Source organism: Bifidobacterium merycicum DSM 6492 (genome assembly GCF_900129045.1).
GTDB classification, from domain to species: Bacteria; Actinomycetota; Actinomycetes; order Actinomycetales; family Bifidobacteriaceae; genus Bifidobacterium; species Bifidobacterium merycicum.
The window spans coordinates 1-24743 of the sequence record NZ_FQTX01000006.1 but is presented as its reverse complement, the minus strand read 5'-3'; the positions used below and the strand labels follow the sequence as shown (position 1 = coordinate 24743).

General features: G+C 61.2%; 11 protein-coding genes, 1 tRNA gene and 1 rRNA gene. 1 reads left to right on the top strand and 12 read right to left on the bottom strand.

Annotated features, from left to right (window positions below; all coding sequences use genetic code 11):
* Positions 1-33 precede the first annotated feature (33 nt).
* The 6 genes from BUB29_RS08200 to BUB29_RS08175 form a co-directional block, all read right to left on the bottom strand.
* Positions 34-107 (bottom strand) — tRNA-Gly (locus tag BUB29_RS08200).
* Between the two features lie 44 nt (positions 108-151).
* Positions 152-1093: a biotin--[acetyl-CoA-carboxylase] ligase gene (locus tag BUB29_RS08195; RefSeq protein WP_234356088.1), complete on the bottom strand. Its 942-nt coding sequence runs from the start codon at positions 1091-1093 to the stop codon at positions 152-154.
* Between the two features lie 81 nt (positions 1094-1174).
* A complete protein-coding gene (locus BUB29_RS08190; RefSeq protein WP_193349163.1) occupies positions 1175-1693 on the bottom strand; it encodes a holo-ACP synthase in 519 nt (172 codons plus the stop codon).
* Between the two features lie 203 nt (positions 1694-1896).
* On the bottom strand, positions 1897-11214 hold the full coding sequence (locus BUB29_RS08185; protein ID WP_033523373.1) for a type I polyketide synthase: 9318 nt from the start codon (positions 11212-11214) through the stop codon (positions 1897-1899).
* Positions 11215-11317: 103 nt separating this feature from the next.
* Positions 11318-12904 carry an acyl-CoA carboxylase subunit beta gene (locus tag BUB29_RS08180; RefSeq protein WP_033523374.1) on the bottom strand — a complete coding sequence of 529 codons (1587 nt, stop codon included), beginning with the start codon at positions 12902-12904 and terminating at the stop codon, positions 11318-11320.
* Positions 12901-14748: an ATP-binding protein gene (locus BUB29_RS08175; RefSeq protein WP_033523375.1), complete on the bottom strand. Its 1848-nt coding sequence runs from the start codon at positions 14746-14748 to the stop codon at positions 12901-12903. The genes BUB29_RS08180 and BUB29_RS08175 overlap by 4 nt, the downstream gene beginning before the upstream one ends.
* Positions 14749-14915: 167 nt before the next feature.
* On the opposite strand from BUB29_RS08175, the gene BUB29_RS08170 reads away from it, so the two are divergent.
* Positions 14916-15512, top strand: coding sequence for a biotin transporter BioY (locus BUB29_RS08170; RefSeq protein ID WP_033523376.1), 597 nt, complete (start codon positions 14916-14918; stop codon positions 15510-15512).
* 168 nt (positions 15513-15680) lie between these two features.
* Here the strand turns inward: BUB29_RS08170 and BUB29_RS08165 are convergent, their stop codons facing one another.
* The 6 genes from BUB29_RS08165 to rrf all read right to left on the bottom strand — a co-directional run bounded on the left by BUB29_RS08165 (position 15681) and on the right by rrf (position 24533).
* Entirely contained in the window at positions 15681-16514 is an 834-nt protein-coding gene (locus BUB29_RS08165; RefSeq protein WP_267895174.1) for a class C sortase, read from the bottom strand.
* Between the two features lie 611 nt (positions 16515-17125).
* Entirely contained in the window at positions 17126-18577 is a 1452-nt protein-coding gene (locus tag BUB29_RS08160) for a carboxylesterase/lipase family protein (protein WP_033523377.1), read from the bottom strand.
* Positions 18574-20181: a glycoside hydrolase family 43 protein gene (locus tag BUB29_RS08155; protein WP_033523378.1), complete on the bottom strand. Its 1608-nt coding sequence runs from the start codon at positions 20179-20181 to the stop codon at positions 18574-18576. The genes BUB29_RS08160 and BUB29_RS08155 overlap by 4 nt, the downstream gene beginning before the upstream one ends.
* A complete protein-coding gene (locus tag BUB29_RS08150; RefSeq protein WP_033523379.1) occupies positions 20178-21317 on the bottom strand; it encodes a family 8 glycosyl hydrolase in 1140 nt (379 codons plus the stop codon). The genes BUB29_RS08155 and BUB29_RS08150 overlap by 4 nt, the downstream gene beginning before the upstream one ends.
* A 1-nt stretch (position 21318) precedes the next feature.
* Positions 21319-23361: a right-handed parallel beta-helix repeat-containing protein gene (locus BUB29_RS08145; protein ID WP_033523380.1), complete on the bottom strand. Its 2043-nt coding sequence runs from the start codon at positions 23359-23361 to the stop codon at positions 21319-21321.
* A 1055-nt stretch (positions 23362-24416) separates the two neighbouring features.
* Positions 24417-24533, bottom strand: a 5S ribosomal RNA gene (gene rrf, locus BUB29_RS08140).
* Between the last annotated feature and the right edge of the window lie 210 nt (positions 24534-24743).

Genomic DNA, 24743 nt, shown 5'->3' with positions numbered 1-24743 from the left:
ACAACAAAACCCACCGCAGTCGGTGGGTTCGAATGGAGCGGATGACGGGAATCGAACCCGCGTAATCAGTTTGGAAGACTGAGGCTCTACCATTGAGCTACATCCGCGTTGCCTTGTGGCTGCCGATAACGACAGTGAAAGACGTGTGCCATTATACACAAGGTTTGGGCAATACGCCCACATCGGCGGTGCGAATGGTGTGTACGATACCGTCCGCAGTGCGTAGATCCAGCGAAGCATCGGCGTTCAGAGCCACCGCCTCACCTTCCATTTCACTGCCGTCAACATAATGCGCTACGGCGTGGCGCCCAAGCGTGTAGCAGATTTTCTCCACTTCATCACGCAGATCCTGCGCCTGCCTGTGGGGGTCCGCCGCAAAACCACGCAACCGCGCACGCAACGATTCGACGATGCCGGCCGCGATGATGTCGCGCAACGATTCGGCGTCCGGCAGCGGCGCATAATGCAGCTGCAACGATGTGGACTGGGCTGTGGGAAGATACTCGGCATCAATGGCGAGGTTCAGCCCGATACCGAAGATGATGGCGATACGATCAGCGCCCTTGTTGTCGTCGTTATATCCTTCCGTCATGGAACCCACTGGCAATGAGGCCATCTGCGAAAGAATGCCGCCGAGTTTATGCCCGCCTAGGAACACGTCGTTGGGCCATTTCAGCATGAAACCCGCGCCATCGGCATCGTCGTTCACGGTTGCGATCGACTGTGCGCCGCATTCCCGCATCGCGCCACGCAATCCGTCGACGGCGGCAAGACCGGCGATCATTTGCAGCCAGCCGTTCACGGAAGCATCCAAGGCCAGCCAGCGCGGCACCGCCGTCACAAAGGTGACGGCGAAGGATTCGCCCGGTCTGCTCACCCATGCATGGTCGAGCCTGCCACGCCCTGCGCTTTGCGTATCGGCGGCAATCGCCACCACCGAATCACCGTTCAACTGCAGGGTTCCGTCCTGTAGCAATCTGCCTGCCTCGATATTGGTCGAATCGATGCTGCGGTATACGATGACCCGACTGGTCACGCGCTCGGTGCGCGGCATACGCGAGTCGACGTTATACGCGCCGTGGCTTGAACCCATGGCAGGTTCCGATGCTGTCGATAATGCGTTCATACGTTCCCCCACTGTAGTTTCACGTGTCCCTTACACTCCCTATATTTCCTATATTCCGTCGATTTCCGGCCGATCCTCCATCTGCAGTATGACCACGGCGGATGCGACGGAACCGTCATGCGACAGAGACACATGGAATACCGGCATGCGGTTTTGCCCTGGTCCCGGCTCGTTCACACCCAACGAATCCGTCAACGCCGTGGATGCTTTCACAGACAGAATGACCCGTGGGCATCCTCGCGAATCGTCGAGAATCTCCACTTCACGCCACGGGAAATCATCAAGCGTGTACGGGTATTCGCCGGCCCGAGCGCTCCCCTCCCCCGCGTTCGTGTGCCGTGGCAGCTGCGCAATCGCCTCGCACCAGGCTTTCAGCACCGCCTCCTTGCCGGCCCACCGTGCGGCCAAATGGAGGGATTCGTCATCATGCTTCATCCGCGCGCGCAAAGCCGCCTGACGTAGTTCACGCGTGGAGAACAAAGCACGCAACCGTGCCCCCGGCTCGTTCAATTGTTGCGAAAACCCACTGATATCGACCACATCATGGCCAAGACCCATCAGTGACATGATTTCGTCTCTCTCCTTGAATATGTACTTCCCACACCCGCCTGCACGGCCCTGCCGAGCTTTTACGCTGCAGATCATCGGGCGTCTATGAAACAAACATACGCTGTGGGCGCCCGACTCGTTGGATTCCATGGAATCCTCGGAATCGGGCGCCCACAGCGCATTATGCGTCACCGAGCCGATTTAGCCGGCGACGGCGGTGCTCAGGCCTCGAAATAGCCGGAAGCGCCAAGTCGCGCATCCGGGTCGAGCAGCATGGCCTTCTCCACCTCGTGCGAGTCGTAACCGCGCTTGTCCTCGTGGAAGCGGCGGTTGTCGATCGGCTCGTAGAGCGCGGCGCGACCCATCATGCCTTCCTCAAGGCGACGCTGACCGGCTGCCAAGCGCGCGTTGGCGCGTTCGCGCCATTCGTTCAGCGCTTCCTCACCAGCGGTGTTGGCCACGGAGGCTTCAAAGGCGCCCGGATTCACGATCGCGGCGAAGCCGGAGACGTGGCCGAAGCCGAGCGACGTGGTCAGGCCCGCCTTGATGGAGCCGACATGCAGCGGCTTCCTGAGCCAGACCATGTGGTCGTCGCGCTTGAGCTTCGGGTCGACACAGTCGAGGGCAGCGTTCGCCGGAATCACGCCGGACTTGAACAACTGGGTCAGGCCGTTGACCTGGAAGATGCAGGCACCGCCCTTGGCGTGGCCGGTGAGCGACTTCTGGGAGATCACGAACAGCGGGTTGCCGTCGGTGCGGCCGATGGCGTGAGCCAGCGTGTTGTGCAGTTCGGATTCGTTCGGATCGTTGGCGTTGGTGGACGTATCGTGCTTGGAAACCACGGCGATGTCGTCCGGCGCGACACCGAGCTTGGCAAGATCATGCACCAGCTTGGAGTCCTTGCCGCCCATGCCTGCGGCGAGCGCACCCAGTCCCGGAGCCGGGATGGAGGTGTGCGCGCCGTCGGCGTAGGAGTGGACGAATCCGACCACGCCGGCGACCGGCAGGCCGAGCTTCAGCGCGATGTCACCACGCGTCAGCAGGATGGTGCCACCACCCTGGGATTCCACGAAGCCGCCGCGGCGACGATCGTTGGCACGGGAGAAGAAGCGCGCGTCGATGCCCTTGGCATACATCTCTTCGGAATTGGCGGTGGCGTTCATGTTGCCGAAGCCAATCACGGATTCCACGCCGATGTCGTCGATCGCGCCGGTGACCACGAAGTCGGCCTTGCCGAGGGCGATCTTGTCGGTGCCTTCCTCCAGGGAGACGGCTGCGGTGGCGCAGGCGGAAACCGGCTGGATCATGTTGCCGTAGCCGCCGATATAGGACTGCATCACGTGTGCCGCGACGACGTTCGGCAGGGCTTCCTGCAGGATGTCGGTCGGAATCTCATGGTTGAGGAAGCGGTCGAGGTACAGCTTCCTCATGGAGGCCATGCCGCCGAAGCCGGTGCCCTGAGTGGAGGCGACCATGGACGGGTGCACGGCCTGCAGGATCTCCACCGGGGTGAAGCCTGCGGACAGGTAGGCGTCCACTGTGGTGACGATGTTCCACAGGGCGATCTTGTCCACATCGCCGACCATGGAGGCCGGAATGCCCCACTTGACCGGATCGAAGCCCTTCGGGAACTGGCCGCCGACGATACGGGTCATAGCGGCGCGGCGCGGCACGCGGATCATGGAGCCGGCGTGACGGGTCACGTTCCATTCGCCGGATTCAGCGTCGGCTGCGAAGCTCGTATGCGCTTCGTCAAGCTTGACGTACTCTTCAGCGATCTCACGAGTCGGCACGGAGAAGGTCACATCGTGGTCGAGGAAGACTTCCGCTTCCTCCTCGTCGGTGCCGTCCTTGTAGTCGTTGCCCATGCCCTCGTCGAACGGACGTACGCCGGAACGTGCCACGACCTCGTCGTGGTAGCGTTCCGCGATGTCCTCTTCGGGCACCAGGTTGCCGTCGGTGTCGTACCAGCCCGGCTTCGGGCTGTCGTTCCATGTGAGCAGACCCATGTTCCAGGCCAGTTCGAGCACGGCGCCGGCGGACAGGTCGACCTCGCCGTCGGAATGGATGCCGAGTTCCGCTTCGAAGCGGGTACGACCGGAGCCCCACGGGCCAAGTTCGCCGACGGAGACGATCACGATCTCGTCCTCCGGCCGTGCTGTGACGTTCTTCCAATCGGCCAGATCGACCGGGGCCTGTTGCGGAACGTGCGGCGTCGGCAATGCCTTGATGGTCGCGCCGGAGCGCTTGGCCTCGTCGGCAACGGTCGTTTCGTCGGCCGCCGCAGCGGCATCGGCCATGGCTTCGGCACGCAGCGCCTTGATATCGATCGGCTCGGAACCCAAGCCGCCGGTCAGATCCACGTCAAGCGGAGCGGACACTGCGGCTTCACGGGATTCGCGGGTGGCCAGATCGAGCAGCTTCACTGCGATTTCAGCGGTGGAATAGGTCTTCAGACCGTGACGTTCCACGACCTCGACCAGCGGATCATTGCCGCCCATCAGGCCGGTGCCACGCACCCAGCCGATCTTCGGATGAGCGAAGGTCACACGGCTGGACCACACCTTTTCGGCGCGAGCGCGGTTCACGATCGCGTCGAAGGAGCTCTTCACCTCGCCGTAGGCACCGTCGCCGCCGAAGATGCCACGATTCGGGGAACCCGGCAGGATCACGTGCAGCTTGTGCTGGACGTCGGTGTCGGCGCCGATCTTGGCGAGACCGGTGATGGCGCGTTCGACGCCCCAGAGCATGAGACGCGCCTGGGATTCGAACAGTTCGCCCGAATCGGCCAAAGTGCCGTGGACCGGCGGAGCCGCGAACGGGAAGAACAGGCTCGGCTCGTAGGCCGGCTTAAGGATCGTGGTGGTCGCGCCGGAGGTCTTCTTCTGGACGTTGCCGACCCAATCCACCAGCGCATCCACGTCACGGTAGCTGGAGAGGTTCGCCGGGACGAGCCACAGCTTGGCATCGCCCGCCGCATGCTCGCGATAGGTCTGCTTAGCCCATGCCTTCACGCTCGGCTTGAAGCTGTGCGAGGTGGCGACCACGGTCGCGCCGCCGGCAAGCAAGCCGTTGACGACCTGCGCGGCGATGGAGTTCGGGGCCACGCCGGTCACGATGGCGACATCACCCGCGAAACGGCTGCTCGCCGCATCGTCGGAAACGGGTTCCAGCGCTTCGGATGCCACGCGGCCGTAAGCGGCCTTCAGTTCGGCATCCTCGGTCTTGTCCGCATACCATGCGGCTTCGGCGGCGACTGCCTTGCCGAGTCCGACGAAGCTGCCGGACAGCACGGAGGCGTTGCCGTCGTAGAACGCGCGGGCCAGATCCTCACGTGCGGACGCCCAGCGATCGTCGAACAGGATGGCCTTACGCGCGTCGAAGCGCGGGGCGACCTGCTTCGGCCAGTCGGAGCCGAGTTCGGCTTCGACGGCGGCGACCACGGCAGCGTTCTCGTCACCGTTCTCCTCGGCAACCGGGGCAGCGACGCCGAGCTGGTTCAGCACGAACCTCGCGGTGGAGACGAGCACGCCGTCCGCACCGGTCACCTTGGCCGCGAACGCGTCGAGCGCCGCGGAATCGACCACGGCACCGCCTGCGGCACCACCGGCGCTCGGCATGGCGACGGCCACGCCCTTGTCGGAGGCGACCTTCTGCACGGCGGCGTCGATCAGGGCGTTCGCCGCGGCGGCGTTGGATGCGGCTTCGGTGGGCAGCGACGCCAGGTCGCCGCCACGGGAGCTTGCACCGTCACGGGTTTCGAGCACCAGTGCGGCGACCACGTGGGAAGCCCAGCCTTCGCCGAGCTGCCAGGTGTCGATCACGCGCTTCTCGACCTGTGCGAGCTTCAAACCTGCGGCACCGAACAGACCGCGGATGCGATCGCGCACGATGTCGGACAGCACCGGGCCGAAGGCCCTGTAGTTCGGGGCGACCTTGTCGACCAACGCGCTCAGCGCGTTCACCGTGGCTTCGGCCGCACCGTCGATGCTGGCCACACCCAGCTCGGAGCTGATGTCCATGAGCAGCTGGTTACGACGCGAGGAGACGCCGTTGGTCAGGGTATCGGTGGTGTCGGAATCACCGATCTGATCCGGACGAACCTTGGCGGAGTATGCGAGCAGCATGGCGATGGCGTCGGATGCGTTGAACGCGATATCCGCGACGGCGGCGCCGGACGGCGCACCTGCCGGCGCAGCGGGGGCGGCGGGCACGGCGGCAGCAGCCGGAGCCGCAGCGGGAGCTGCAGACGCGGCTGCGGCAGGGGTTGCAGCGGCAGACGTGCTTTCCGCGATCGGCTCGTCGTCGGTTTCCGCAACCAGCGAATCGGAATCGGTCATGTATACACGACCCTCGTCGCGACCGACGTTGTACACAGTCACGTCACGACCGGAGAACTGCGGCAGACGCAGGGTCTTGGCACCGAGGTTGGCCAGCGTCGGCGCATTGCCGAGGCCCACCTCCACGTATTCCTCGACACCGAGGCCACCCTGTTCGGCGGAGCTGAAGAGCAGAGCCTGGGTTTCGATCCAACGCACCGGGGACGCGAACTGCCAGCTCAGCAGTTCAGTCAGCAGCAGTCGGCCGAGTTTCTGATCGTCTTCGGCATAGGAATCCCACACCTTCGGATCATCCAGCGCGGCCTTGATGCGCTCGGACGGCACGACCTCAAGAATCTTGGCCGCGAATTCCTTGGTCATTTCGAACGGCGCGGCGACCAGGTTCGGAATGTAACGGTCAACCAGGCGGCCACGGTAGTCGATGTACTGCGGCAGCAGGGCGTCGAGCTTGTCGCGGAACTCCGGCACGCCCTTCCTGAGCAGCGTGGAATGGAACGGCACATCAATGCCCGGCACCAGCATGAATGCCGGCTTGCCTCCATATTCGGCGACACGGCGGGCGGAATCGGCTTTCAGCGCCTTCAGACCAGCGATGGTGCCCGCGACCGCGTACTGCTGACCGGCGAGGTTGTAGTTCACAATCTGCAGGAACTCACCGGACGCCTTGGACACGGATTCGACGTACTCGCGCACGCCGTCGTCGCCCACGCCGAACTGGTTCGGGCGCAGCGCACCCATGCGGTAGTTGGAGCGACCCTTCTCGTCACGCGGAATGAGGTGGTGCATGGTGGAACCGCGATGGAACACGAGTTCGATCACGGTTTCCAGCGGAATCACGCCGGCGAAGGAGCTCAGGGCGTTGTATTCGCCCAGCGAATGACCCGCGAAATAGGCCGGCCAAATGTCGGCGCCGGCTTCGCGCAGACGTGCGGTCTGGGCGAATGCCACGGTGGCGAGCGCCACCTGCGTGAACTGGGTCAGGTTGAGCAGTCCTTCCGGATGGCGGTAGGTCACGCCGTTGGCGGTCAGTTCCTTCGGATTGTCACGCACGACGGCGAGGATCGAGAATCCAAGCTTCTCGCAGGTCACCTTGTCGGCACGCTCCCACACGTCTCGTGCGGCCGGGGACTTGGCACGCTCGTCGAGCACCATGCCCTGCTGCTGTATGCCCTGGCCCGGGTAGACGAAGGCGGACTTCGGCGCACGTACGATGGCGGTGCCACGAGACACGATATTGCCGTCGATGCGGCTGGTCACTTCGAGCACCATGCCGGAGTGTGCCACGCGTCCGACACGCTCGACGGAGATTTCCACTTCGTCGTCGAGCTGCACCATGCCGTACATGTTGTAGGTCCAGCCTGCGATTTCGTAGTGCGCACCCTTGCCGTCAAGCGCCTGCACCGCGTATTGCGCGGTTGCGGAGAGCCACATGCCGTGCACGAGCGGTGCCGCAAGACCGGAAACGGCAGCGCCACGATGCGAGGTGTGGATCGGGTTGAAATCGCCGGAAGTACGGGCGAAGGCGGTCATCTCGTGCGGAGCGGTCACCTTGACGCGGCGCAGCAGTCGGCGCGGAGTGCTTTCGATTTCCGCTTCGATTCCGCCGTAGTCCGGCGCTTCCGGCGGCAGTGCGTCGGAATATGCGCGGCCACGAATGGCGAAACGCTCGGTTTCGTTGGCCAGCAGGGTGCCGTCTTCGGTGGCGTGCTGCACATGAATGGTCACCACACGGCCGGATGCCGATTCGAAGTAGTTTTCGGCCCAGCTGGTCAGTGCGATCTGTTCGCCAGTGTGCTTGAGCAGCTCGTCTTCGCTGACTTCCAGTTCGATGAGATGGTCGAGATGCACTGCGTTGAGCAGGCCTTCGATCACCGGGAAGCCGTTGACGTATACGGATCCGAGGGCCGCGTAGATGGCGGGCCATGCCGGTCCGACGAGTGCGTCCGGTGCGATGCGCGACGGCACCAGATTGCTCGGCAGCGCGCCGCCGGTGGCCGCTTCATGGTCGAAGCCGAGGTTGGCGGACAGCGTGTAGCTGGTATGCGCCTGTCCGAACGGATGGGCGGCTTTGTCTGCCACCTGCTCAATAACGGGCATGGCGGTGAGCTTGTCGCCGGTGATGGCGGTATTGCCGATGCCCGCGGTGTCGGCGAGCATGCGGTAGACGTGCTCCGGCAGACGGTCGCGGTCCACGACCGGGAACAGGCCGGATTCGTTGCCGTCGACGTTCAGCGGAATGACGATGTCGCGTACGGCGTGCTTGGAGGCGCCGCCGTCCGGATCGTTGTCCCAGAAGGTGTCGAGATGGATGTCGAGGTCGTACTTTTCGACGCTGCCTTCAACGGCCACCTTGCGGATTTCATAGTTGGCGTCGCCGTTGGCGGTGCCGTACGCCGGGTTGGCCATGAGATGGCCGACCCAGGAGATGTTCGGGGATTTGCGGATGAATTCCTCGGCGGAGACGGCCGCGCCCAACTGGGCGAAGGCGGTCTTGTCGGCGCTCGCCGATTCGGCGGACACGCGCTTGACTATGGCGGCTTCGAAGCGGCCGAGGATGTCGGCCACCGGCTCGTCCACGGTGGTGATGCCGGCCACGGAGATCGGGCCGGGGATGATGCGCACGGAATCGGCGGAATAGCGGGAGTCCTCGGACTGCCACAGCTGGTCCTGGCCCCACCAACGCAGCAGGTCGTTGTCGATGACCGGCACGAACGGCATCGGCTTCGGATACTCGCGTACGAGCACCGGGAACCATGCCTCGTCCATCGGGGTGACGGTCAGTTTGCCAGCCTGCGGGTAGGTTTCGGCAAGCTTGGCGATCGCGGCGTTCGGATCGGCTTCGACGTCGGCGCGGGAAGCGAACAGCGATGCGAATTCGCCGCTTTCCTGCGTGGTGACGCGGGCTTCGATGCGCTGCAGCAGATGCAGGAAGCGATCGGCGTAGGTTTCGTCCACCCACGGGAAGGAGAGGTCGGCGAAACGCTGGGCCCACTGGAGGTAGGTCATGGTCTTCAGATCGCCGAAATACGGCTTGGCGGTGGCGTTCAGCGCCGCGATGATCTCGTCGCGACGGCTTTCCAGCTCCTCCGGGTGCTTCATGACGCGCACCAGCAGACGGCCGCAGCGGGCGGAGGAGTTCTCCAGCTCGTAGATGTCGGCGTGCAGGTGGCTCAGACCGGAGGTGACGCCGCCCTTGGCCTGGCCGGACGGCACCCACTGCTCGCCCAGCGGGGCGAACGGATCGTTGCCATCGCCCTTGGCCGGAATGCCCGGGGTGTTGACGAGCATCTGCTTGACTTCGGGGCTGGTGTGGGCTTCCTTGGCGGTCATGGCGGCGGTGCCGACAAGCACGCCGTCCACAGGCATGAGCGGACGGCCGTATTCGGTGGCCCATTCGCCGGTGATGTAGTCGGCGCCGCGTTCCGGCGTGCCGATGCCGCCGCCGACCACGAGCACGAGGTTGGACTGCTCGCGCACTTCGGCGTAGGTGCTCAGCAGCAGATCGTCAAGCGATTCCCAAGAGTGGTGGCCGCCTGCGGAGCCGCCTTCGACCTCGATGAGCACCTTGGTTGGCGCGACGGCCTTGGCGATGCGCACCACCTGGCGGATCTGGTCAACGGTGCCCGGCTTGAAGCTCACGTACGGGAAGCCGTCGGCGTTGAGGTTGTGGATGAGTTCCACGGCCTCATCGAGTTCGGGGATGCCTGCGGAAACCACCACGCCGTCGATCGGGGTGCCGCTGGCACGCTTCTTCGGCACGATGCGCTGGGAGCCGAACTGCAGGTTCCACAGGTAGCGGTCCATGAACATGGCGTTGAATTCGACGGTGCGGCCTTCTTCGAGCTCCTCTTCGAGCTTGGCCACATGACGGTCGAACACGCTGGCGGTGACCTGGCCGCCGCCTGCGAGTTCCGCCCAGTAGCCGGCGTTGGCGGCCGCGGCCACGATTTCCGGTTCCACGGTGGTCGGGGTCATGCCTGCCAGCAGCACCGGAGCCTTGCCGGTGAGCTCGGTGAATGCGGTGCGCACCTTGTCGCCTGCGGAGGTGTGGATGATGCTGGGTGCGAAACGCGTCCAATTCTGGGTGCGTTCCGGCGAGGATTCCAGCGTGGCGAGCTTGGCGCGATCGACCACGGTGGAGGCTTCCACCACGCCGACGCCGGTGCCCTGGGCAACGGTGGAGAACAGCTTGCCCACGGTGTTGCCCGGGCCGAAGTCGAGCACCCACAGCGTGCTCGGATCGGTGGAGCTCATCAGCGCACGGACGCGAGCCGCCCAATCCACATGGTTAAGCAGCACTTCAGCCGCAAGTTCACGTGCATGGGAGGCGTCGATATCGCAGGATTCAGCCCATGAAACAGTCTGTGAAACAGCGTCGGCCATCAGCGGGCTGTGGAACGGCAACGTCACGTCAAGGTATTCGAGCACCGGGTCGAACACGCGGCCGCCACGCACCTTCTCCTCACGCAGCTTGGCCTGGCGCTTGTGCTCCTTGGCCACTTCCACGCCGAAGGCGGCCAGATCCTCCGGGTATCCGGACAGCACGTAGTGGGTGGCGGAATTGGTCACGGCCACGGCGATCGGGCCGCGAGCACCGTCCACGCGCTCGATCAGCGCATCAACCTGCGCACGCGTGATGTCCTTGACGGACAGCATCGGGGTCGCATCCCCATGGCGTGCTGCCAGACCAAGCTGGCGTGCCTGGCGGGTACCGGCGATGCCGATCAGGGATGCGATGGCGAGAATCTCGTCGATGCTAGGCGCGGCAGCCTCAACGCTGCCGGCTTCGCGAATGGCCTGCACCATGTGCACGGCAAGAATGCCCTGGGAGTGGCCAAGCACGGCCACCGGCTTGGCTTCGGCAGGATTGTACCCGAGCTCTTCGGCATCGATAAGCGCACCCAGCTGGGCCAAGGCGATGCCCGGCACGCTGGCGGACGCATTGGCCGCCGCTCCAAGTTTGGCGGGGTTCGGTGTAAAGCCGAACAGATCGACCGGTCGGCCGGTGGTGGCCAGCAGGTCGGCGCTTACCGGGTACAGCAGGTTCTGTGCCTGCCGCACGTGGGCATGCAGCTGCTCGTCGAGCACGGGATTGGCCGTCTCGTCGGCGAGCGCAACCGGCCATGGGGTGGATTGGCCTGCAAAGGCAAGCGCGTGCGGCTCGCTGGCAAGGCGGTTGAGGAAGAAGGGGTTGCTCATGGTGTTTCCTTACTTGTGTTCCAAAATTCTTCAGTCGTGATATGGAGTGCTGCCGTTCATGCGAAGGCTCTGTCCTCGTATGCGGGTGTTGCTCTCCGCTCGGTCACTGCGGCTGGTTGCCGTGGTGCTTTTCCGTGTGGCGCACATGCGTCTTGTTGGCGAGCAGCTTCAGCGAGTTCACGATGGATTCGCGTGTCTGTTCCGGGTCGATCATGGCGTCGATGGCACCGAGCTCGAGCGCGAGATTTGCATTGACCGTGCTTTTCTCGTATTCGTCGACATACTTGGCGCGCAGCGCATCCACATCCTGCCCGGCGGCTTTCGCCTTGTTCAGATCATGGCGGTGGATGATGTTCACCGCGCCGGCCGCGCCCAGCACCGCGATCTGCGAGTTGGGCCATGCGAAGTTCATGTCCGCACCGATCGACTTGGAGCCCATCACGATGTATGCGCCGCCGAACGCCTTGCGCAGGGTGACGGTGATCATCGGCACCTGCGCGTTGGCATAGGCGTAGATCACCTTTGCGCCGCGACGGATGATGCCTGCGTGCTCCTGATCGGATCCGGGCTTGTAACCGGGGGTGTCCACCAAAGTGACGATGGGCAGGTTGAACGCATCGCACAGTCTCACGAAACGTGCCACCTTTTCCGAGGCGTCCACGTCGAGGATGCCCGCGTTCACAGCCGGCTGGTTGGCGACGATGCCCACGGGTTTGCCTTCCATACAGGCGAATCCGACGATCGAGGATGCACCGAACAGTTCATGCACCTGTACGAATTCGCCGTAATCGGTGATGCAGCGGATTACGTCGAGCATGTCATAGGGCTGACGGTCGTTGTCCGGCACGATGCCGGCAAGTCGTTTGGCGACATCACGTTCGGCACGGGTCGGCGCATAGGCGTACACCGGAGGCTTCTGTCCGGCGTTGGACGGCAGGTATGCGAGCACGGTTCGCGCGTAGTCGATGGCGTCCGACTCGCCGTCCGCCAGGTAATGCGCCACACCGGACACGGTGCTGTGCACTTCGCCGCCGCCGAGTTCGTCCATGGAGATCGTTTCGCCGGTGGCCGCCTTCACCACGTCCGGGCCGGTGACGAACATATTCGAGTTCTCACGGGTCATGATGATGAAGTCGGTAAGCGCCGGGCAATACACTGCGCCGCCTGCGCACGGGCCGAGGATCAGGCTGATCTGCGGTACGAAACCGCTGGCACGGCAGGTGCGGCGGAAGATCTCACCGTACTGGTTCAGCGCGGCCACACCTTCCTGAATGCGTGCACCGCCCGAATCCACGATGGCGACGATCGGAATCTTCAGATCCAATGCCATATCCATCAGATGGCAGATCTTACGGCCTTCCTCGGCGCCCAACGTACCGCCTTTGACGGAAAAGTCCTGCGCATACACGGCGACTTTACGCCCATAGACCTCACCGAATCCGGTGATAACGGCGGCCCCGGCATTGCCGTCGTTGATATTGCCGCCGCGGAACCTGCCGATCTCTTCAAAGGTGCCGGTGTCGAACAGTAGATCAAGGCGTTCGCGCGCAGTGTTCTTATGCTTGGCGTGCTGCTTGGTGCGAGCACGCTCTTCGGCGTTCCGGGCCAGTTCCGCGGCCTTGGCCACGGCCGGGCGCAACGGCTGCCGGGCCTGTGCCTGGGCGGCGGCGATTTCGAGAATGTCGCTCACTGCTTGCCTCCCCTCACATCCAACGTCACCAGCGTGTCTCCGGCTTCGACGCCGTTCGCGGGCCCGACGAAGATCTTCTTCACGGTGCCGGCTGCGGGGGCGTACACGTAGTTCTCCATCTTCATGGATTCGAGCACCACGATAAGATCGCCCTTGGCGACCTCCTGGCCTTCCGCCACGTTGATGCGGGTGACGACGGCCTGCATCGGGGAGGCGATGACGCCGGACTTGGCGGCGTCGCCGTTATCGCCCTTGTTCTTTTCGCCGGCATGCTGCAGCACGCCGCCGCGCAACGGCTGGGTGATGCGCTTGGCGTCGCGAGACCGCGCCGAACCGGTAAGATTTTCGACGATATCGAGCGGAACGGTGAGTGTGACGCGACGGTTGTTCATTTCGATGACGAAGCTTTCGGAACGCCCGGTATTGGACGGTTCGGAGGCTGCGGCACCGCTGACTGATGCCGGCTGACCGGTTTTGGCTGACGCCGGCTCACGATTGAGGTAATGGCTTTCCAACCATTTGGTGTGCACGGCGAAGGCATGCCCATGTTCCGCGGTGAAATCGTCGTTGCGGAAGATCTCCTTGAACAGCGGAACCGGTGTGGGAACGCCTTCGATCACGAGCTCATCGAGTACGCGGCGCACACGGGCTACTGCGGTTTCGCGATCCTGCGCGGTGACAATGACCTTGCCCATCATCGAATCGAATTTCGGCGATACGGAGTCGCCTTCGACCACACCGGTGTCGATGCGGACGCCTGGGCCGGTAGGCCACATGATGCGTTCCAGCGCGCCGGCAGCCGGGGTCAGGTTGGTGTTGGGATCCTCGGAGGTGATACGCAGTTCGAAGCTGTGCCCACGCGGTGCCGGTGCCTGGGTCAGCTCGCCGCCGTCTGCAATGGTGAGCTGCTCTCGTACCAGATCGAGACCGCTTACCTCTTCGGAGACGGTATGTTCGACCTGCAAACGTGGGTTGACTTCAAGGAAGTAGACCTTGCCCTGCTCGGTCACCATGAATTCGCAGGTTCCGAGCCCTACATAATCCACGGTTTCGAACAGTCTGCGGGAATACTCGCCGAGCGTGTCGATAATGGCGTCGCTGAGGAACGGCGCCGGCGCCTCCTCCACAAGCTTCTGATTACGACGCTGCAACGAGCAGTCACGGGTGGAGTACACGGTGAAGTTACCGTGGGAGTCACGTCCGCACTGTGTTTCGACATGACGTGCGGCACGCACGAACTTTTCTACGAAATATGCGTTCAGATCGCCGCCCTGCAAGGAATCATGGCTGGCGAAGAACCTCCGCAGCTCCTCATCGTCGTTCACGACGGTAATGCCATGGCCGCCACCGCCATCGGTGCGCTTCATCATGACCGGATAGCCGTAGGTGTGCGCGAAGTCCAACAGTTTGCGGACGCTGCTCACCGGTTCGGACAAGCCGGGAACCGGCGGAACTTTGGCTCGTGCCGCCACGCGGCGGGCGCTGATCTTGTCTCCAAGCTCGATCAGGGCTTCGGGGCTCGGGCCGACCCAAATGGCACCGCTTTGTGCGACCTTGCTGGCGAAGCTCGGCACTTCGGACAGGAATCCGTACCCGGGATGCACCGCGTTCGCACCGGTACGCTGAAGAATGTCGATCAGCGCATCCTCGTTGAGATACGTGTCCTTGTAGGTATCGCCGCTCAGCAGGAACGCTTCATCGGCAAGATCGACATATTGCGATTCGCGATCCTGCTCGGAATATATCGCGACAGTGGATATGCCCATTTCACGAGCGGTACGCACCACACGCAGAGCGATTTCGCCGCGGTTTGCAATCAGTAGTTTTTTGACAATTGACGCCATAGTGTTAATTATTTACGCCGGTATGCAAGTCAAAACAATCTGACACAACACAAAATCGACACGTGCCTTTTGTGAGGTTGCACAAACGTTACCGTAGGTAAACAGCCGTATCCTGTACTCGGAATTGACGAATTCCCCTAATCTGTCACGCCTAGAAAGGCTGTTTCATGCGTAATACGTTCGCTTTGATTTCTGCGCGTTTCACCACGTTGTCCCGCAGTCGTATCGGTTCCGTGCTCAAGTCCGTGATGTTCGCCGTGCTGCTGTGGGCCGCCAGCGCCGCGGGCAGCATTCCGATTCCCGGCACGCCCGTGCCGATCACCCTGCAAACCTTCGTGGTCATGCTCGCGGGTCTGATGCTCACCTGGCGTCAGGCGGGCGCCGCAGTCGGTATGTATCTCGCCGCCGGTGCGGTCGGCCTGCCGGTGTTCGCCGGTGGCGCTTCGACCCTGGCTCTGATCGGCCCGAGCGCAGGCTTCCTGATCGGCTTCCTTCCGGCCGCGATGCTGACCGCCGTGCTGAAGGGCGAGGCTCGCACCGATACCGCGAAGCACGCCGCGATGACCGCCGCACGGTATCTGCTGGCCGCGTTCGCCGGTTGTGTCGTGCTTGATTACGCGCTCGGCTTCATGGTGCAGTCCGCGCTCACCGGCATTTCCATCAAGGTGGTGGCCATCGCTTCCATGGGATTCGTCGTCGGTGACATCATCAAGGTCTGCGTCGCGGCACTGACCGCCGCCGGCCTGTCCAAGCTTGACCGCTGACGACTCCCCGTCACATACATCTCCTCTTGGGGCCAGCCGATTCCGACTGGCCCTTTGTCATACCCCAAGCATGCACAGGTAAGCCCCCAAAAACTGAACGAGAAAAACTGAACTGCGCCCAGATTGTTAGACATGGCCGGCATCACCATGCCGGACCTTAATCGCCAATCACACCCGAACGGCATGGCGCGGCGGCCCTTCCGGCGTACGCTTGCGCCGACGGACCGCCACAATGCCGCCCCAACCGCACAGGAGCACCGACCCGCACACCCATGCGCCGACGGTCCGGCCGTCATGCAGATCGGTCGGATCGGGGGCGGGAACGGGCATGCTCACACGATGGCCGGAGACCAGGAGCCGGTGGGAATTGATGCCGTATGGCGTACAGGTCATCAACGTCAGCCGATCCTGCCCGGGAACAATGCGCAGCTGCGAGGTATCGGTCGGTTCGATTACGGTGATGCGATCGACTTCGTAGGCCAGGGTCCTGTTCATCGTTGAGATGTAGATGAAATCGCCTTCGCGCATTTCATCCAATCTGGTGAACATCTGCGCCTGCACCATGCCGCGATGGCCGGTGATGACCGCATGGGTGTTGTTGCCGCCGACCGGCAGGCTCGTGCCACACAGATGCCCGGAGCCAAAGGACAATTGCTTGTCTCCGGTGCCATGGTAGATGGGAAGATCCACTGAGATCTTCGGTATGGACACGCGGCCCATGATGCCGTGACCTTCGTTGAGCAGCCTGCCGTAGCGTTGATCCTGCGCCGACTGGGAGGACAGGCGTTCCCCATTACTGAACGGGTCGGCCTGGGCTCCCAGCACCGGCTGTCCGGATCGGACGAGATCGCGGTTGTAGGCACGCGCCGCCCGCAGTTCGTCGTCGATCCGGCTTTCCGGCCACAGTCGCACCTGCTGTTCGACGGAAGACGCCGACGTGGACATGGACGTCTGCGACGCATACTGCATCAGCAGCGGAACCACCGTGCATACCATCGCCACGGCGATCAAAATCCCCGCGACGGCGTACATCACGCGCAATCGCCGTCATCAGCCGCGTCAAACGTATGACCATGCCAGAACTCCGCACATGTTACTGGTTCATCGCTTCGCGCGAACCATCGTGAGACAATAACCGCAACGGATGCGCTTGTTTGGATGCGTGCCGAAGCGCACATCCTTAAGCATGAAAAATTAACCCCTTTATTCAAGAAATAATAACATATGGTGATAAGGCCCGAAATCCTGCGCGCTTTGTGATTCGGGCTTCCCGGACGGGAACGGCGCGTTGATGCCCGTATGCGCCGGAATCCGCTACGTCACCGCGAACGGATGGCCGACCCGCCGCTATCCGGACACGCCCCGGCTCGGTGGCAGCCTCATGGAAGCGAACTGATCATCGCGCCATGGACGGCCATGATCCACAATGCGCAACCCTTCGGGCACTACCGATATCATTGCGCATGACGTTTCTTTCATCAGATGCTTTTTCAGGATTTACAGCCGGTAATAGGCGACCATGTCTATTTGCCGGCAACCCATTATGCGGCAGGGACAATCCACAAAGACCGTCCCTGTTTACATATCAGTATGTATACATCAACGGCATGCCGTCACATGCCGAATGCTTTTCGATCCGTTTCGGTAAGCCAATCCGTCCGCATGCCCGGTTCTTGGCACAAATGCATGGCGGGGCATTCCTCACCGATGCAAGGATCCCATACAGGAAGCGGCGTTCCGTCACGGTCCGTTCCGTTGGGATCGCCATTGGCGGCAAAATTGGTCCAGTACAGCCCCATTCGCCTTGCCAGATCGTAATGCCATCCAACGAACGGACGCCAGCATTTCGCAAGACTTCCAAAGGAGAACCACAGATCGGACGAGTGGAAGGCTCCGGCATCATCCCCCGGCATAGCGACATCGAAATGATAGTAGTATGGCGTGGTCCCACCGCTTGCGGTCCATTTGCGGATCAGCGTGAGATTGCCGAGCTGGCCGACACGCACAGGCTTCCCATCTTCAGTCGAAACGATGAACTCATTGGTCGTGTTGCCGACCAGCATGTCGACGTTGTTGGCCCTGCAGCCCTCGACAATACGATCCTCCTGATCGGGAAGGAACAGGCCGTCCACGCATGGCACCCAATTGACGATCATCGACCAGTCATCTTCACGTCCGCTGTCCGGTGGAACAGGCAGGGACTCGGCGGCTTCCAATACTGTTCGGGCCGGGATTGCACGGGCCTGCTCCAGCGTGGAGACACCCAATGCTTCGAACAGACGGATTCCGTTGGCCTGCGCATGCTCCAGCGTGTCCTGCCGCGCATTGAAATGCCCTAGGCCTGAGCCGGATTGCATGATGGCTTTCTGAAACAGGCCATGATTCATCGGCGAGCAGATCTGGGCCAAGACGCTGGCGGCACCGGCCGATTGACCGAAAACCGTGATGTTTTCCGGATCTCCGCCGAACTTCGCGATGTTTTCCTTCACCCATTGGATTCCGGCACGCTGATCCAGGAATCCGAAATTCGCATATGGTTCGCCGTCGCCGCGTTCTACGGCCTCCTCATGCAGCAAAGGGTGCGTCATAAACCCGAATGCATTCAGACGATAGGCCACACTGACCACAACGACGCCGTTCGCGGCAAGATGTGTGCCGTCGAATTCCTTTTCAAATGTGCCGCCGCATTGATAGACCCCGCCGTAGATCCAGACCATGACCGGCAGCTTTTCGGAGGCTACCATGCTATCCGCGCCATATCCGCGTAATGCCGGAGTCCAAATATTCAGGTAGAGGCAATCCTCGCTCATCGGCACGGCCGGATCGGTGCCCCATTCACGATCATAGAAATCATCGGAGGCGCCCGGCGTCGGCTGCATCGCGGTAGGCCCGAAATCGAAGGCTTGCAGCACACCATCCCATGGCAGGGCCGGCTGCGGCGCACGCCAGCGCAGACCGCCGACGGGAGGCTGAGCGAACGGGACCCCTCGGAACACGGTGATGCCCTGATCTTCAGCCGCCAAGCCTTCGACAGTTCCCTGCGCCACTATGGCCTGTCGCTTCATCGCCCTCCTTCCTTCGTATTCGGCGTCGAATACGCAAAGTCGTAAAAATCGGCGATTCCACCGGTCTCTTTTGTCGAATACAGGAACAATCCGATACGGCAACCTGTGAAATGATCCATTTTGAAGACCATCCGGTGCGCTGTCCCCAATGGACGCCATTCGGATTCCGGCGTATCCGCATCGCGGTAGAAGAACGTCACTTCATCCTTGCAATCGGTGAAATCATATACCGCGCGCAGGCGCATGCAATCCGCATTCGCCATGATTTCCGCATCCGTTACGGCTGGACTGTCCCAATCATCGTCGGAGAAGATGGAATCGTCATTCACCGGCTTGTATTGGACGGTCAGCATCGTGCGGCCGTTCCTTCGCGTAAGCGCGATGTAGGAATAGCATCCTTGGAACGCCGCCAATCCGGCGAAGTCGCCATCATGCAATGTCGACGCGTCGACGGTGACTTCGGCCACCGTCACCGGCCCCATCGTGCGCTGCGTCAGCGTGTTCCATGCATGATTGAGATTCGAGCTGATGCGTCCGGAATGCAGGCGGAATGCTCCCGGACGTTCCGTCAGTGACCAGTATTCGTTATGTGTGATGTGATTGAACTGCCAGTATGGCTGCAGACAGTTGGCATCGACTCCGCCTTCGGCGTTATGCCGGGCTATGAATTCGCTGCCGTTGATGGGCGCGACAGGTTCGGCACAGCTTGCAGCCGGCACGCTGACCGACTGCGGCACTTTGCCGTTCTCGCCGATGACGGGGAATCCGTCCTCGCCGAACCGCATCGGCATCAGTGTCGGCACGCGTCCCACACCGCCGCGGTCCTGCATCATGAATGCATACCAGTCACCGTCCGGAGTGTCCACCATACCGCCTTGCGCGACTCCGTAACCGTGGAAGGACAGGTCGTCGTCGATAATTTCACGCGCTTCGAAAGCGCCATCCAAGGATTCGGCTATCAAGCAGGCTTCTGTTTTGCCCTTGCCTTTCGGGAAGTGACAGGTGAAGACGTAATAGCGTCCATCATGCTTGTATAGGTGACTGCCCTCATAACCAAGGTCAGCCTGCGGATCGTCCTGTGCGATGACCCGGTCGAGCCCACCCGGCATCGGCCCGCTTAATTCAGGATTCAACTCCGTGATGCGCAATGTCGACTGCCCATATACGACATAGGCTCGATCATCGTCGTCAAAGAACAGTCCGCTGTCGTGATAGAAGCCGTCAAGCTCACGCTTTCGCCATGGGCCGCATGGATCGTCCGCCGTCAGCAGATAGCTGGTATGCGTATCGTTGGCGGCAAACAACACATACCAGGTGCCTCGATGGTAACGCAGTGACGGCGCCCACATGCCTCGACCGTAGGCGTTGGCACCTTCACATTCCAAACGTTCTTCAGGGGTATCCGCCACGATATTCAATGCGTGCGCAATGAATTCCCAATGCACCAGGTCATAGCTGCGCAGAATATCGCACCCGGGTGTGAAATGCATAGTCGTAGTGGCCATGTAATACACGTCCCCGACCCGGATGATGTCCGGATCAGGAAAATCCGTGTAGACCACAGGATTAGTGTAGACCATAGGATTAGTTGAGGTAATCATCATTCATACCGATACTTTCCGCTCAACGCCAGCATGGCGAAAGCATAGAGGAAATTGTCATAGTAACGACGCGTGCCGGTTCGCATCGGCGTATTCCACAGCATGCGCACCCATTCACGGGCATTATGCTCCGCGTCGGGCTGGGCCGAATGCACCGCCGCAAGTGAGCCTTGCGCGGTCGCGGCCAGGAATCCGACCGGATGAAGCACGACCTCGTCCACGGCGGTGCCGTCGATGGCGTAGACGCTAGTACGGTCGTGGGTCAGGAAGAATCGCTGCAGCGCGGCGACGCGGTCGCACAGCACTTCCTGCAGACCGTTCCAGGCTACATCCAGTCCGATATTCGCCGCGGTACGGTAGGCGTCGGAATAGAAATGCCAATGATTGGACTCGTCGACATGCGGCTTTCCGTCATAATCCGCGTATTCAGCGTTCATGCCGGTCCGCTCGTCGCAGGCCGCCTGCAGATAGCGACGGCTTGCGGCGGCTGCCTCATGCCAAAATGGACGGTCTTCTTCGTCGGCTTCTTCGGCGAATACTTCATAGAAGTGCGGCAGATGGTAGGACGGATCGCTCCACTCGGTTTCCGGAATGAACTTGATGAGCTTGTTGTCGGGATTCCACATGGGCTCGCCGTCGTAGCGTTCGCCCTTATGAACGCAATATCTCAAGATCTCGCGTCCCCATGCGGAATATTCGTAGATATCCTCGCCATCACCCCAGCGACGGGAGGCGAGGAACAGGTCCATCGCGAAATATTCCTCGCCGTCAGGTGCAGGACCATTCGAGTTCGGCGTACCGTCCGGCGCGACCGACCATGCGAAATAATGCGCATGATGACCGTCCTCCATGTACATGTGACGCATTACCCAGCCCCACAGCTTGTCGAATACGTCCTTACGGTCGTATTGCAGGGCGATCATCATCGCATAGCTCATACCCTCGGTACGTACATCGTTGTTGCCGGTGTCCATCACATAGGCAAGACCTTCGTCGTTCTCCCAATAGAATTTGTTCGGACCTTCGAAAATTTCATACCAGACCTGTGACACGCGCTTATCGATGGCGTCCTGGGCATATCCGCACTGTGCGAACATGGACTCGCCCAATGTCTTGCTGGTATCGGTTGCATTTGTCATATCAGTTGTTCCATTCCCAGATTCGGATGCGATTCTTTCCGGAGACAAGACCATTCAACGCCCCGGCTTTGCGTTCCGTTGCGGTCAAGGCTTGTCCCAGCAAGTCGGTGTCCAGCACATAGTCACTGCCATCGGGCTGTTCATAGCGTTCCTCCACGATGCGAGGCACGCCGAGCATATCGCTGGTGACGACCTGCATCCTGGTATCGGCGACGGCCTGTGGCACAGTGCACTGCAGGTACAGTCCATCGGGTTCTTCGACCAATGTCACCGGCATGGGCTCATCGCACGCAACGCTCGTGGAGGCGGTGCCGCCGAAGAACGGGGCGTCCTCCTGCATGCGCTCCGAATCGTCGGCCGCACCTTCCTGCTTGTTCAGCCCCTGTGCGCCGGACAGATAGATGTTGCCGCCCGCGTATAGAGACTGCAGAGGATTGTGCTCGTCACCACCCTGCGAAGGATTTGCCCACATGGCCCGCTGGCGTTCCAGGTATTCATGCATCGACATCGGGCAATCGCTGTAGGCGGACAAACCATATTCACCGACGGTCGGTTTCACCGGTTGCGGCGCGAACATGTTGTTCAGCCAACGCTCATCGCCGCCGGATACCACAGCGCACCCGGCCACCTCGGTGGTGTGCGGATAGTGATACGGCGTGGAACGGTCGGGGACGGTATGCGGTTCAATGCCGCCGCAAATCAGATTGTTGACGAAGGCGCCACCTTGCGACCAGTTCTGGAACATCACCGGCGAGGCGAAAACGTTATTGTCCACCAGATACGGCCCATGACTCACTTCAATCATGAGGTCACGGACGTTATCGTGGAACACATTGCACGTGATGCGCGTGCCCTGCGTCTGCCAATCCATCCACATGCCCAGCGAGCAGTCGTGGATGTTGTTGTTGGCAATGACCGTATCCAATGCGGCATGGAATTTGATGCCAGCGACTTCCCATCCGAAGAATTCACGCTTCAACGCAATGTGATGGACATGGTTATGCTCGATACGGCAGAATGCGCTGCCCATATGTCCGACGATGGCATTCTGTCCACACTCGTAGATGTCGTTGTTGCGTACGATATGACCGCCGATCAGCCCCTTTTCCCAGCCGATGCGACGGGCCTTGAACACGGCCTCCAACTGGTACTGGTAACCGGTCTTGCGCTCGGTTTTCGTCCACTCGTTGTCGCCGGATGAGATTTCCTTGCCCAATGACACCGCGGAGAATTTGGCGTCATGCAGCACGTTGTCTTCGATGATCCAGCCATACGACCAGTTCGGGCCGATCATGCCCCACTGCTGCGAGGTAGGCGGCGCCCAATCTCCAGCGGCCTGCGCCATTTCAAAGCCACGCACGGTGATGTAGTTGACATGGTTGCGGGAGGGGAAGAAGCATGCGCGACGAACACTGACCTCCACCAGTTCCTCATTCGGATCGGCACCTTGGAAATTCGCCCAGATCGTTGTGGTGCCGGCATTCTCGTCCACTTCGGCATGCCATACATAACGTGTACGGTCCACATCCGGCACAGGGCAGGGAATCTTCAACGCGAAATCCTCATCCGTATCACGCGGTTGCGGATCGTATACGCCTTCCAACGTCGTCGATTCGAAGAAGGAAACACCATTGAGATACACATCGCCAAGATGTTTGTCCGGATCCTTGCCGAACTTGGGCATTTCCAGCCAGTCACCGAAAATCGGGGTCGCGAATGGATTGAAATCCCCGAACATCGTATTATCAAGCATCACCGTCCACACATGCGGGTGATCGGCCAATTCCGTCCAGCCCTGCACGCATTCCGAGCCTTTGATAACCGGCCGTGCTTCGCCTTCGGCTCCGCAGTAGGTGATGCGCTCATGTTCACTCAGACCGCCGCGTTTCGGATCGACTTGTTCGCGGTATACGCCTTCATGCACGATTACCGTATCACCCGGAGAGGCCATCTGCGCGGCCTTGGAAATCGTGGCGAACGGATGCTCCGCGTCGCCGCACGCAGCATCGTTGCCGGTTGGTTTGACATGGTATTCAAACTTCATTGCTGCATCTCCTTATTCAATATCGGATGTGGGAATACAAAAGTCTTCCTCCTTTGGCGACATGCACGAACACACATCTTCATGTTTCGTAAATGCTTTAGCATTTCAGTCAAAGCACTGTTTGATTATATGGTTTAACTTTCAAGAAAGTCAAATCGCTTAACTAAATACTTAAAATTGTTGTTGCGAAAGTTCTATATGCAAATATTTGCGAAACTCTCGAATAGATTTAAGTATTCCAAACGCAGGAAATTACAGACTTCCGCCCAAACATGATTAACTGCGAAAACTATTTACGCTGCCCCCGCCAACCGAACACGCCGAACAACAGCGCAAACATATCTTCAAAACAAGACCTTAAACTACTGTGACAAGTGCCAGCAAAACATCATAGATGACAAGAAGCTCGATATCATAATTCAGAAGCGACGCATCGTTGCGCCCATTCCGAATCACATAAGCCATGTGCCCTAGGATCAACGACACAGCTTTCACCCCACCGAGAGGATTCCGTTATGGAACATACTCTCAATAGACAAACCACCACCATCCTCACCTATATAAACCAGGGACGACGCCCTGCGGCCTTCCCTGTTTTCCCTGCCCGTCCGCCCCGCCGCCGGACCCGTATGGCCCCGTTCTCCGCGGCCTGCCCGGGCGCGGCGGGCCGTCCGGCGGGCGCGCCCCCGGCCCCGATGGGGATCCGGCGCCTCGCGCCGGGGCCCGTCGTCATGGCGCTCCCGATCCCCCGCATGCGGAAGGACCGCGCCCCCGATCATCGAATCCGGATCCCCCCCCCGGTCCGACGGTCGGGACGCGGTCCAGCGGATGCGAACGAACACGGGGAGGGAAGGGATGAGGGAAGGGAAGGAACGGATGGACGCTCGAATGGATGCGAACGGGGAATACGAGTGGACGAAGACGAATGGGGAGGGGAGGGAGGGACGCCCGTGTCCCGTACCGTGGCGCCCGCCCGCGCGTGCGTGCGGGGGGGGAAAAACGAGGAACCCCCCGGGAGCCCGTGGGGGCTCGACCGGGGGGAACCGTATCGTGTGGAGCGGCGACGTGCTACTCTCCCACACCCTCTCAGGTGCAGTACCATCGCCGTGCAAGGCCTTAGCTTCCGGGTTCGGAATGGGACCGGGCGTCTCACCTTGGCTATGGTCGCCGCAAATCTTCAACCTATCACCACCCCGCCGGGGGGACGGTGGCATATGGCGGTTCGGGAACCGGACAATGGACGCGAATTCGTTCCGTGGACCAAACGGATGCTCCCTGCCGGGGGAACAAGCCGAAGGACGCAATACGGGCAACGCCAAAAACAACATGGCGTGTTGTGTGATTGCCTTTCCCCCGTTAGTACCGGTCAGCTCCACCCCTTG